9 protein-coding genes and 1 tRNA gene are annotated in these 12005 nt (G+C 48.2%); 6 read left to right on the top strand and 4 right to left on the bottom strand.

The genetic code is table 11. The features are described from left to right. The first annotated feature begins 103 nt into the window (after nt 1–103). From BC349_RS18500 to BC349_RS18485, 4 genes are all read left to right on the top strand, one after another. Nucleotides 104–1399: a dicarboxylate/amino acid:cation symporter gene (locus BC349_RS18500; RefSeq protein ID WP_187258283.1), complete on the top strand. Its 1296-nt coding sequence runs from the start codon at nt 104–106 to the stop codon at nt 1397–1399. An 86-nt stretch (nt 1400–1485) separates the two neighbouring features. Then, the gene (locus tag BC349_RS18495) at nt 1486–2052 is read left to right on the top strand and encodes a DJ-1/PfpI family protein (RefSeq protein WP_187258282.1); all 567 of its coding nucleotides are present in this window, start codon (nt 1486–1488) and stop codon (nt 2050–2052) included. Between the two features lie 175 nt (nt 2053–2227). After that, a complete protein-coding gene (locus BC349_RS18490) occupies nt 2228–5611 on the top strand; it encodes a DUF7133 domain-containing protein (protein ID WP_187258281.1) in 3384 nt (1127 codons plus the stop codon). A 79-nt stretch (nt 5612–5690) separates the two neighbouring features. Further along, nucleotides 5691–7217: a glycoside hydrolase family 32 protein gene (locus BC349_RS18485; protein WP_187258280.1), complete on the top strand. Its 1527-nt coding sequence runs from the start codon at nt 5691–5693 to the stop codon at nt 7215–7217. Here BC349_RS18485 and BC349_RS18480 read toward each other — a convergent pair. Further along, nucleotides 7211–7957 (bottom strand): energy transducer TonB, encoded by a 747-nt coding sequence (locus BC349_RS18480; RefSeq protein ID WP_187258279.1) that lies wholly within the window; start codon nt 7955–7957, stop codon nt 7211–7213. The two genes, BC349_RS18485 and BC349_RS18480, sit on opposite strands and share 7 nt — an antisense overlap. A 70-nt stretch (nt 7958–8027) precedes the next feature. On the opposite strand from BC349_RS18480, the gene BC349_RS18475 reads away from it, so the two are divergent. Together BC349_RS18475 and BC349_RS18470 are read left to right on the top strand one after the other, a co-directional pair. Continuing rightward, nucleotides 8028–9224, top strand: a complete 1197-nt coding sequence (locus BC349_RS18475; RefSeq protein WP_187258278.1) for a nucleoside permease — start codon at nt 8028–8030, stop codon at nt 9222–9224. An 84-nt stretch (nt 9225–9308) separates the two neighbouring features. Next, a tRNA-Pro gene (locus tag BC349_RS18470) sits at nt 9309–9382 on the top strand. Nucleotides 9383–9528: 146 nt separating this feature from the next. Here BC349_RS18470 and BC349_RS18465 read toward each other — a convergent pair. From BC349_RS18465 to BC349_RS18455, 3 genes are all read right to left on the bottom strand, one after another. Then, the gene (locus BC349_RS18465) at nt 9529–10773 is read right to left on the bottom strand and encodes a hypothetical protein (protein ID WP_187258277.1); all 1245 of its coding nucleotides are present in this window, start codon (nt 10771–10773) and stop codon (nt 9529–9531) included. Between the two features lie 255 nt (nt 10774–11028). Continuing rightward, nucleotides 11029–11331: a winged helix-turn-helix domain-containing protein gene (locus BC349_RS18460; protein WP_187258276.1), complete on the bottom strand. Its 303-nt coding sequence runs from the start codon at nt 11329–11331 to the stop codon at nt 11029–11031. Next, nucleotides 11328–11954 (bottom strand): hypothetical protein, encoded by a 627-nt coding sequence (locus tag BC349_RS18455; protein WP_187258275.1) that lies wholly within the window; start codon nt 11952–11954, stop codon nt 11328–11330. Before BC349_RS18455 ends, BC349_RS18460 begins: the two co-directional genes overlap by 4 nt. Nucleotides 11955–12005 lie beyond the last annotated feature (51 nt).

Genomic DNA, 12005 nt, shown 5'->3' with positions numbered 1-12005 from the left:
TTATTTTTATTATTTTTATTTGTACGGTATCACCATTGTCATCTGAAGGGGCTGAATTGGTAAGTCTTTTAAGTGCAGGTTTAAAACAAATTGATTAAAATTTATGATTCAGCAGGATCAGGTTAATGAAAGTGTACCGGGTGATAAAAAGCCTCTTCATAAAATCCTGTATGTTCAGGTACTGGTGGCCATCGCCATTGGTGTTGCTCTTGGATATTTTTATCCCACCCTAGGTGAACAAATGAAGCCCCTGGGTGATGGATTCATCCAGTTGATCAAGATGATCATTGCCCCCGTAATTTTCCTGACGGTTTCAGTGGGCATTGCATCTATGAGCGACCTCAATAAGGTAGGCCGGGTGGCAGGCAAATCCATGTTATATTTTCTTACCTTTTCCACGCTGGCACTGATTGTGGGAATGATTATCAGTAACCTGGTACAGCCCGGAAATGGATTGAATATTGATCCGTCCACCCTTGATACCAATGAGATTAAAAAGTACGTATCCGCAGCGCATGATTCCACGTTGATTAATTTTGTACTGAACATCATTCCGCAAACGCTCATGAGTCCACTTACGGGCAGCAATATCCTGCAGGTATTGTTCGCTGCGATATTATTTGGAGTGGGGCTTTCCCTTACTGCAGAAAAAAGTAAAATGGTGATCGATTTTCTGCATGCCGTTACACATCCTGTTTTCAAGGTGGTGGAGATACTGATGAAACTGGCTCCCCTGGGGGCTTTCGGCGCCATGGCTTTTACCATTGGTAAATACGGGATCGATTCAATTGTTAACCTGGCAGCATTGGTTGTTACTTTTTATGCCACTTCAGTTTTGTTCGTGGTGGTGGTGCTTGGACTGGTTGCCTGGTACAATGGCTTCTCTATCTTTAAACTCCTGCGCTATATTAAGGAAGAACTATTCCTGGTACTCGGAACCAGTTCATCTGAGGCTGCCCTGCCAACCCTGATGCGGAAAATGGAAAGGGCCGGTTGTGAAAAACAGGTGGTAGGACTGGTAATCCCAACAGGTTATTCATTCAACCTTGATGGTACGAATATTTACATGACCATGGCAGCCCTGTTTATTGCACAGGCTTGTAATATTGACCTGCCTTTAGGGAGCCAGGTGGTACTCCTGTTAGTGGCCATGCTCAGTTCCAAAGGTGCTGCCGGGGTTACCGGCGCCGGTTTTATTACTCTTGCTGCCACACTTGCCGTTGTTCCGGAAGTGCCGGTGGCAGGTATGACCCTGATCCTTGGTGTCGACAGGTTCATGTCGGAAGCCCGGGCCCTGACCAACCTGGTTGGTAATGCTGTGGCCACAATCGTTGTGGCGCGATGGGATAAACAGCTGGACTCAAAGCAGCTGGATAAGGTGTTGAATGCCGCTGCATAAAATGTCTGGGAGCGCTGGTTTCAGGTCATATTTTTTTGCCGCCGGATTTACTACATTGGTGAATCTTTTATTTTAAAACAAATCTTATGGGCAAGAAAATTTTAATGCTGACAGGCGATTTCGTGGAAGACTATGAAGTAATGGTTCCTTTCCAGGCACTGCAGTCCTTAGGCCTTGAAGTGCATGCTGTTTGTCCGGGTAAAAAATCGGGTGAATATATTGCCACCGCCATTCATGATTTTATCGGTTTCCAGACCTATGCGGAATTGAGGGGGCATAATTTCACCATCAATAAAAACTTTGATGAGGTAAATCCTGCGGATTATGACGGCTTGTATGTCTGTGGTGGTCGTGCGCCGGAGTACACCAGGCTGAACAGCAAAGTGCTTGAATTTACCCGCCACTTTTTTGATACGGGAAAACCTGTTGCGGCCATTTGCCATGGTATACAAATCCTTACTGCCGCCGGTGTGGTGAAGGGACGAACCCTTACGGCCTATCCTGCCGTTGGTCCGGAAATTACCCTCGCCGGAGGAAATTACCGGGAGATACCGGTTTCAGAGGCGATCACGGAAGGCAACCTGACCACTTCCCCGGCCTGGCCCGGTCACCCTGCCATATTAAAGCAGTTTTACCGGTTGCTTGGGATTTAACGCGTCTGACGCGCGTCTGACGTACGTCAGACGTATGTCAGACGCACGTCAGACGGGTGGGGGGGCTGCGGGCTTTTTTCGTCGGTAATCCAGGCCTTATTGCATAAAATCCTTTTGTAATAAGTGTGGGAATGACTATTTTAAACCTGGATTGTTTACTGATAAACTTCATGAAATGAAAAAAGCCTGCTGGTTGCTGTTGCTGCCGCTTGTATTTAATATGGTTTCCTGCAAACAGGAAACAACTGACCTGCGTATCAAACAATTTGACCCTGCCATATCTGCCAGGTTCTCAGATTCTGTGGGAGCAGTCATCAAGCCACAACTGTCTGATGGATTGACTATTGGTTTATGGGGCATCGACTCCCTGGTAATTTCGCCCATTGCCATCGATATTGATGACCAGGGCAGGCTCTATTATACCAAAACCAATCGGCAGGTGAATTCAGAGTTCGATATCCGTGGTCATCGCGACTGGGAAATCGCCTCCATCAGCCTTCAAACGGTAGAGGACAGACGAAAATTCCTGCACACCGAATTGTCGCCGGAAAACAGCTCCCGCAATGAATGGCTGACAGATGTGAACGGTGACAGCTCGCGTGACTGGCGTGACCTGACTGTTGAAAAGGAAAACGTTTACAGGCTGGTTGACCTGAACGGCGACGGCGTTGCAGACCAGTCACAACTGGTGGTGGATGATTTTCATGATGAGGTCACAGATGTTGCAGGTGGTGTGCTGGCCGATGGCGACGATCTCTTTGTGGCCGTAGCACCTGACCTGTGGCGAATGAAGGATAAAAATGGTGATGGAATTGCCGATGAAAAAACGTCCATTTCCACCGGCTACGGGGTGCATGTCGGATTCAGTGGTCATGGAATGTCAGGCGTGGAAATGGGTCCTGACGGTAAGATTTACTGGCAGATCGGTGATATCGGGTTCAATGGCAAGGGACCAGATGGAGAGAAATGGGAGCACCCTAATAGCGGTGTAATCGCCCGCTCCAATCCGGATGGCAGCGATTTTGAAATATTTGCAGCGGGGTTACGCAACACCCATGAGTTCACTTTCGATGAATATGGTAACCTTGTCAGCGAGGACAATGATGGCGACCATGCCGGTGAAAAGGAAAGACTGGTTTATATCGTAAATGGCTCGGACGCAGGCTGGAGGTCAAACTGGCAATACGGCAAATACAATGATCCCAATAACAATAGCTATAAAGTCTGGATGGATGAAAAAATGTACCTGCCCCGTTTCGAAGGGCAGGCAGCATATATCACACCCTGTATTGCCAACTATGTAAGTGGCCCGGCTGGATTTGTGTACAATCCCGGAACCGCATTGGGCCCCCGGTATAAAAACCATTTCTTCGTTGCGGAATTTGTTGGAACCCCGGCCGGATCCGGTATTCACAGCTTTACACTGAAACAGAAAGGCGCGGGTTTTGAACTGGGCGAAACAGAAAAAATAGTCGGTGGTGTATTGCCTACTGGACTTGATTTTGGTCCGGACGGAGCATTGTATGTGGCAGATTGGATTGAAGGATGGGGAACCGGTCCTTTCGGCCGTATCTGGAAACTGGATGATAAAGCCGGCGCGGCCCTACCCGAAAGAAAGCTGACCAAATCATTGCTGGAAGCTGATTTCAAAAATCTTAAGCCTGATCAGTTGGCAGGCTACCTTGGTAATGCGGATATGCGGGTACGTTTAAAAGCACAATTTGAACTGGTAAAAAGGGGAGAAGCATCGGTGACTGTTTTTTCACAACAGCTGCAGCAGACCGGAAACCAATTGGCAAGGGTGCATGCTGTCTGGGGAATCAGTCAGCTGGCCCGCAAACAAAGCAAACATGCTGCCATCCTGCTACCTTACCTGAAGGATAAGGATGATGAAATCAGGGCGCAGGTGGCTAAATGGCTGGGCGATATTCGTTATAAGGAAGCAGGATCCGCCCTGGTGCCATTGCTGAAAGATTCGTATAGCCGTGCCCGTTTTTTTGCAGCGGAAGCCCTGGGGAGAATTGCCTATGAGCCATCCATCCAGCCCATCATAGACATGCTGCGGGCCAATAATGATGAGGATGCCTACCTGCGGCATGCCGGCAGCCTGGCACTTGCACGTATCGGAAAACCCGGGCCGGTGGTGGCTTTGTCAAAAGATAGTTCAAGGGCCTTGCGCATCGCTGCAGTAGTGGCTTTGCGGAGGATGGGGCATCCGGGAGTAAGCGAATTTTTGGCCGATTCGGACGAATATATTGTGACCGAAGCAGCAAGGGCAATCAATGATGATCTTTCCATTACGGCTTCCCTGCCGGCCCTTGGCAATTTGCTGAACAAAACTGTCTTTTCTAATGAAGCGCTAACCCGGCGTATGATCAATGCAAACCTGCGTGTGGGAACGGAAGCGGCCATGCACAACCTGCTTGTCTATGCGCAAAAGGAGGGCCATCCGCTTAATATGCGGCTGGAGGCAATTGCGGCATTGAGCACCTGGATAAAACCATCGGTGCTTGACAGGGTAGACGGGAGGCTGAGAGGGCCGGTCGAAAGGGATCCAGCTCCTGTAAGGGCGAAAACATCAGGACCTTTACTGAGCCTGATGCAGCATAAAAATGCGCAGATCAGGCTCGCCGCAACAAAAGCTGTGAACAAGCTTCAGATCCGTGAAGCAGATCCGGTACTGGCATCCCTGCTAAAAAAAGATTCTGATTCCGGGGTAAGGATCGCTGCACTGGAAGCGCTGTCGAACCTGAAATCGGAACACATGGCTGATGCCATCAAACAGGCACTTTCAGATAAGGAAAAATCAGTGAGGGTTGTTGGAATTGACCTGCTGGGGAAAACGCCATTACCCACAGACCTGATGGTTGACTTGCTGGCAAATGTGATCAATACCAGGTCGTCAGAGGAAAAACAGGCTGCACTCCTGACATTGGGTAATATGCCTGCCGGAGCTGCACAGGTTGCCGTCTTCGGGCAACAACTGGATAAGATGTCAAAGGGCGAACTGTCACCGGATATCTTAATTGAACTGTCAGAGGCCATTGACAGCACCCGCTCTGTGGCATTAAAAACCAGGTATGACGAACTTAGTGCAAAGCTGTCGCCTGATGCGTCTTCAGCAGCTTATGCCGGCAGCCTTTATGGCGGCAATCCGGAGAGGGGCAGGGGAATATTTTTCCGAAACCAGGCGGCGCAGTGTATCCGCTGTCATGCCATTGATGATTATGGTGGAAATGCTGGTCCCCGACTGAATGAGGTTTCAACCAGGCTCACAAGACCCCAGTTGCTGGAGGCCCTGATCAATCCCAGTGCCCGGCTGGCACCGGGCTTTGCGATGGTGACACTGAAAATGAAGGATGGTAAAATGATATCAGGTGTGCTGATGGAGGAAAATGGGGCATCCCTGGTGATCAAAACAGGGGATGGGCCAAACGAAACCATTCCCAAAAACCTGGTGGAGAAAAGGATTAACGCATCTTCCAGCATGCCGGATATGAAGCAGGTCCTCAGTAAAAAAGAGATCCGTGATGTGGTAAGTTTTCTTTCCACTCTTTAGGTGTCTTGAATAGTGTCTGACGTTTGCGTCCGGTGAATTCAGTAATCCTAAACGTCAGACACTTTTAAAAAAACACACCATGAAAAAAATATCGATATACCTGGCGATACTGACGGCAATCACCAGCCATTACTCCACCAGCCTTGCCCAGGATACCCTGCCATGGCACCAGGAACCATACCGTCCGCAGATTCATTTCTCACCAAAGAAACATTGGGTGAATGATCCCAATGGAATGGTGTACCACAATGGGGTTTATCATTTGTTCTATCAGCATTATCCCGGGGGCACCACCTGGGGGCCAATGCACTGGGGACATGCAACCAGCAAGGACCTCGTTCATTGGGAAGAACAGTCCATTAAACTGTATCCCGACACCCTGGGTTTTATTTTTTCCGGCAGTGCTGTGTATGACAGGAATAACACCTCCGGATTCGGCCGCGATGGGAAAGGCCCGCTGGTGGCCATTTTTACCCACCATGTTGATCCGTCACAAACAGGCGGAAAGAATTTCCAGTACCAGAGCCTGGCTTACAGCAACGACGAAGGAAAGACCTGGACGAAATATGCCGGCAACCCCGTTTTGCGGAAACCGGAGAGCACTGATTTCCGTGACCCCAAGGTATTGTGGTATGAGCCCGGTAAAAAGTGGATCATGACCCTGGCCGTGAAAGACCAGATCGAATTTTATTCCTCCCCTGATTTAAAGAACTGGAAATACGAATCTGAATTCGGGAAAAACCTTGGCGCACACGGCGGTGTGTGGGAATGTCCCGATTTGGTTGCATTCGATTATAACGGTAAAAAAATCTGGGTACTGATCGTAAACCTGAACCCGGGAGCGCCTAATGGTGGTTCCGGTACGCAATACTTCCTGGGCGATTTTGACGGCAGCAGGTTTGTTGCTTCGCATACTGATCCACGTTGGATGGATTTTGGTCCGGATAATTATGCGGGTATCACCTGGAGCAATACCGGCGACCGTCGCATATTGATCGGCTGGATGAGCAACTGGAACTATGCCAATGAAGTGCCTACCAAGAACTGGCGCAATGCGATGACAGTTCCCCGGGAACTTAGTCTGCAGGCAGCAGGGGATAAGCTCCTGCTGGCATCCCGGCCGGTGCCGGAATTGAAAAGGCTGGAAGGGAAGCCCAGGTTGTACCGGAATATCGGGGCCCCTGAAACTGAGTTGTTGCCTTCGCCGGCACCCATCCAATTGCCGGCGCTCATTGAATTGGATGCGACCGGCTTATCCGCCTGGAACCTGGTGTTTTCCAACGAGGTGGGAGAGGAGTTGGAATTGGGTTTTGACAAGGCATCAGGCCAATACTATATCGACAGGAGCCGCTCAGGAGCCAGCTCATTCCACAAGGAATTCGCGGGAAGGCACAGCGCTCCGGTATTTTCGGCTACGCCAGGCCGTAAGGTAACCCTGCTGGTAGACCAGAGTTCCATCGAATTGTTCGCCGATAAAGGCCTCACCGTGATGACGGAATTGTTTTTTCCCTCCAGTCCCTATTCCCGCTTTCGGTTGAATTTGCCTGCCGGAGGAAATATGAAATCGGTTCGGGTGGTATCACTCAGATCCATCCACACTCATTGAAAGCGGTAGGTGACCGGTTGGAGTTTGAAACTGCGAACAGGTTCCCTGTTGAGGGTGGCAGGGATCCACTTCGGTCCGGCTTCTATCAGCCTGGCTGTCTCCTGGTCGAGTGAATATTCAACCGACCTGAAAAGGAAAAGATCGCTGACGGTGCCATCTTTTTCTACAGAGAAGAAAACGGAGACCCTGCCCTGTATATCATTTTGGATGGCTTTTTTGGGGTAACGCAGGTTCTCCTGGAGGTAACTGGTCCATCCCCTGATACCACCTTCAAAACTGGATTCCACCCCTTCTTCTTTGGGCTTCTTTTCTTCAGGCTTGTTTAACAGGTCAATGGTTTCCAGCAGTTTTCCCTGGTCAAATCTTTTCTGCAGATAGATCCTGCCGGTATCATTTACAAAATACCAATCGCCATGTTGTTTCCCTTCCAGGTAAGTCCCGAACGATTCTGCCAATCCATGTGGACGGTAAACGACAGTCGGCCCGTGGGCAAGGTCAAGTTCTTTTGTCTTAAAGTACTGGCTGGTTTGGATGGGTCCATTGGATTGGTACTGGTCTTTACGCCAGGCTGTGTCATTCACTTTGGTGATCGCCACCATGAGTTGGGCTTCTTTTTCACTGGCGGGTGAACCATCGGATTTCAGGTAGCTCAGTTGGGCTTTTTTACCTGCATATCTTTTCTGGGCAGCCAGCGTTAGCGACAAGGTGGTCAGTGCAATTAAAACAGATAAAAATCTCATATCATAATTTGAATGAAAATAAAATACATATTCTAAATTGAGGAATTGATTTCTGTTTAAAAAGTATGGCATGAAAAAAATGACGGGCGCATCCCTTGCACTGATGATGTTCTTACAGTATTTTATCTGGAGTGCCTGGTATGTAACGATGGGTACTTATATGAAAGCGAACCTCGGCTCCACAGATGTGCATGTGGGTGCTGCCTTCAGTGCCCTGGCCATTGCCACCATGATTTCGCCTGTATTTGTTGGCATGGTGGCTGACCGTTTTTTTGCCGCGCAGAAGATCATGGGGGTATTACACCTGTTAGGTGCCGGGCTGCTGGTATTGGCCACAAAGATCACGGACAATACTGCGTTTTACTGGGTCATCCTGATATATTCACTGCTTTATATGCCCACCATTGCATTGTCGAACAGTGTGGCTTTTTCGCAGATGACCGATCCCGGGAAACAGTTTCCCTGGATCAGGGTCTTTGGCACCATCGGCTGGATCGTTGCGGGTACCCTTGTGGGTAACATGGAGATCGAAAAATCCGCCACTACTTTTCACCTGGCAGCGGTTGTGTCAGCCGCATTGGGCTTATTCAGTTTCCTGTTGCCCAATACGCCACCCAAAGGGAAGGAGGCCGGTACAGGTACAAGCGTTTTTGGTTCCGAAGCTTTTGTGTTGCTGAAGGATAAGCCTTACCTCGTTTTCTTTATTGCGGCCATACTGGTATGCATACCGTTGGCATTTTACTATGGATTCGCAAATCCTTTCCTGAACGAAATCGGCATGCAGAACGCCGCCGGTAAAATGATCCTGGGACAGGTGTCGGAAGGATTGTTTATCCTGGCCATTCCTCTTCTGTTCAACAGGATAGGTGTCAAGAATATGTTGTTGATAGGCATCCTTGCCTGGATCCTGCGTTATGTGCTCTTCGCTTATGGTTATGGCAATCCGGATAGCTGGATGTTGTTTGCCGGCATCATTCTTCATGGGGTTTGTTACGATTTCTTTTTTGTGACGGGGTATATGTATTCAGAGAAGAAGGCAGGGGAGAAGAACAAGAATGCCGCACAGGGATTGTTCACTTTCGCCACTTATGGGCTGGGAATGTTTATCGGCACCTGGTTTTCGGGATTTGTGGCAGAGCATTATACTACAGGGACCGGTCACAACTGGCAGGGGGTATGGCTGGTTCCGGCCGGAATTGCCGCCGCTGTGCTGGTTTATTTTGTCCTGTTCTTCAGGGAAAGTAAAAGCAGTGCAGCGCTCAAATAATTTTTTTCATGAATTATTGGAAGAAATAACCTGAAACCCTACCTTTGCAGCCTCTTTAATCGGACCATCGCCGGTTTCAGGGTCCGGGAAGTAGCGCAGGCCGGTAGCGCACCTGGTTTGGGACCAGGGGGTCGCAGGTTCGAATCCTGTCTTCCCGACATATAAAAAAGAAAACCCGCTATAAGAGCGGGTTTTCTTTTTTATTGTAGGTGAAGGCACCCAAATGCCTGTTGTCCCTGACACCAATTCTTGCAGGTCAGTTTTAACACCTTACTATGCTATCGTACAGCAGCTTCCGCATCCCTTATTTAAACCCGAAAATCAGCGGAAAAACAAAAGTTACAATAACTGTCCAAATGAAATAAACCGGCAGGAAATAAGCTATCGTTTTCCCTACCTCATTGATGCCGGCTTTCTTTGAAACCACCCTGAATAATCTGATCGTTACCCAAAGCAGGTTTGCCAGAATCAAAACATTGCTCCCCAGCACCGCCATCCTGTTGGGTGTAATACCCCATTCAGCAATACGGAACAAAATGGCCGACAACGCAATGCTGTTTACAATGATGGTCATCACTGAAAGCAGGGTCAGTACCCAGATTTCCAGGTTGGATTTGGCGGACCGTGATGATTCGGCAACCGAAAAGAAAATGATCGCCATCACACCAATTAGCAGTGCATTGAAGACCAGGAGAAACTCCCGGTCATTATATGGGTCCTTGCCCGAGAAAATCATTGCAACCAGGTAAACTGTAAGCATGAACAAAACAAGCGGACTGAAAATTCTGGCAATAACCGGCGACACTTTTCCGACCAGCTGTGGATTGGTTTGGGTCAGATAGGTGCCCAGTATCGGAACTGCCGGAAGCCCGAAGATTACAATATTCATAAAATAGAATTCCCTGATATCATACCCGATGATCGTGAAAAGTCCAATGGTAATACCACTCAGTATAATGCCTGCGATCACGATGAGGGTTGTTATAACGACCAGGTCACCATTGTATTTTAAAAATCCAAGACGCGCATCGCTATTATTCCGGTTTTCCCCCACAAATGCAAATCCCAGCAAGGACCAGAGCACCAGGAGCAGGTGAATACAGGAGAGAACCGTTGTATCACTTTTGTTCACATCCGGAAGAGAATTGATGAATACCAGTCCGGCGATACTGACGCCAGCCACCAAGGCTATTTTGCCCATGGACATTTTATTTTTCCAGGCGAAATAGGCGGTAAGCAACGGAAAAATTATAAAGCCGATATTCCTGGAATAAAAGAACTCTTCGTTTATGGATAAAATGGCCGGCAGCTTGGCGATCAAACCGCCAACCAGCGCAGCCAGTAGCACCATCAGTAATTCGCGGCCACTGCCCCAGTTGATCTCGTCACTTTCATAGCTGAGCCTTTCATGCCAGTAGTCCGCCAGGGGACTGCCTTTCAGATCCGGATAGACTGCCAGGAATTCACGCTTGAATTGCATTTTGTTGGAGCGGTACATCCTTTCAAGTTGCCCTGGATCGTTCAGGTTGCCAAGTATTTTGTCTTTCATGCGTATATGCGTTTAATATGGTTAATCCCAAAATGTGCCATCCAGTCCCAATACAGTTTCAAGGCATAATGCGAGGTTAAATGCGAACAGTCTCACCGCATTGGCCGGTATATTTTTCCAGATGCTTTCCATGCACCGATGGATGCAGTATATATGGTCGGTATTGCTGTATTGTTACACTCTGTCATGGCGATTCGGAAAAAATTGCTGCTAATTTGTCCCGATCTGTCCGTGATCAGGGAAAAGCGTCTGCAGCTATTCTGAAACTCCCCTGATCAGGTTTTCCAATGCTTTCAGGTGATTGTCAAAAGCTTTTTTTCCTTCATTGGTCATGAAATATTTTGTGTTGGGTTTTTTCCCGACGAATGATTTTTTTACATCAATGAACCCCTCTTTTTCCAATGCCTTGATATGGCTGGCCAGGTTGCCATCGGTTACATCCAGGTATTCCTTCAGGGTATTGAAATCAAGCATATCATTTACCGCCAGTGCCGACATGATGCCGAGCCGGATCCTGCTCTCAAATGCTTTGTGAAAACTATTGATGGATATTTTCATCTCTCGTACCTGTAATGCATATAGATGCCATAAATAATATGGGCCACCCCAAATCCCAGTGCCCAGAATATTAATCCATAACCTATATAGAAGGAACTGACCAGGCCCAACGCGATTTCAACCAGGCCTAATACCCTTATGTCTTCGTAAGTGAACTTGCTGGCATTATACAATGCCAGGCCATAGAATAACAATGTAAAAGGGGCGATCAGTCCGATCAGTCCTTTTGAGACCAGGATAAGTATCAGGATCCCGCCCGCTGTCAGGGGAACCGCCATATTGATCAGCAGTCGCTTCGCAATGGGGTTCCAAAGTTTTTCGCCTCTTTTTCCAGCCTTTTTATAGGAAAGAAAAATGGCAGTTCCCAGGGCAAGCACCAGGATGGTAATGGCCAGCAGCATCACTTTCAACAGGCTGAACGACAGGTTGCCACTCTTTATGGTATCGTAAACGATTTCATCCGGATTAAAATACAATATCCTGTAGGCGATAAAGGCGCCCGATAAGGCATATATACCTGCCATGATGCCTGCCCAGCCGGAGAGCGACAGAAATTTGGAGGAACGCTCCATCATAGAACGCATCTCCGCTATATCCCGAATATAATCCTGTTCTGCTTTCATGAAAAAGTACTTTGTAATCCAAAGCTAATGTGGAAATACCGGATTTACAAG

Origin of the sequence: Flavihumibacter stibioxidans (assembly GCF_014332695.1) — a bacterium.
Taxonomy (GTDB): Bacteria; Bacteroidota; Bacteroidia; order Chitinophagales; family Chitinophagaceae; genus Flavihumibacter; species Flavihumibacter stibioxidans.
The sequence above is the reverse complement of the archived record's forward strand: the minus strand, read 5'-3'. Positions and strand labels throughout refer to the sequence as shown.

What these genes read in the sequence shown, in the direction of transcription:
- BC349_RS18490 (WP_187258281.1), top strand. Translation starts at nt 2,228, where the DNA reads ATGAAAAAAGCCTGCTGGTTGCTGTTGCTGCCGCTTGTATTTAATATG.
- BC349_RS18495 (WP_187258282.1), top strand. Translation starts at nt 1,486, where the DNA reads ATGGGCAAGAAAATTTTAATGCTGACAGGCGATTTCGTGGAAGACTAT.
- BC349_RS18460 (WP_187258276.1), bottom strand. Translation starts at nt 11,331, where the DNA reads ATGAAAATATCCATCAATAGTTTTCACAAAGCATTTGAGAGCAGGATC.
- BC349_RS18500 (WP_187258283.1), top strand. Translation starts at nt 104, where the DNA reads ATGATTCAGCAGGATCAGGTTAATGAAAGTGTACCGGGTGATAAAAAG.
- BC349_RS18480 (WP_187258279.1), bottom strand. Translation starts at nt 7,957, where the DNA reads ATGAGATTTTTATCTGTTTTAATTGCACTGACCACCTTGTCGCTAACG.
- BC349_RS18465 (WP_187258277.1), bottom strand. Translation starts at nt 10,773, where the DNA reads ATGAAAGACAAAATACTTGGCAACCTGAACGATCCAGGGCAACTTGAA.
- BC349_RS18485 (WP_187258280.1), top strand. Translation starts at nt 5,691, where the DNA reads ATGAAAAAAATATCGATATACCTGGCGATACTGACGGCAATCACCAGC.
- BC349_RS18455 (WP_187258275.1), bottom strand. Translation starts at nt 11,954, where the DNA reads ATGAAAGCAGAACAGGATTATATTCGGGATATAGCGGAGATGCGTTCT.
- BC349_RS18475 (WP_187258278.1), top strand. Translation starts at nt 8,028, where the DNA reads ATGAAAAAAATGACGGGCGCATCCCTTGCACTGATGATGTTCTTACAG.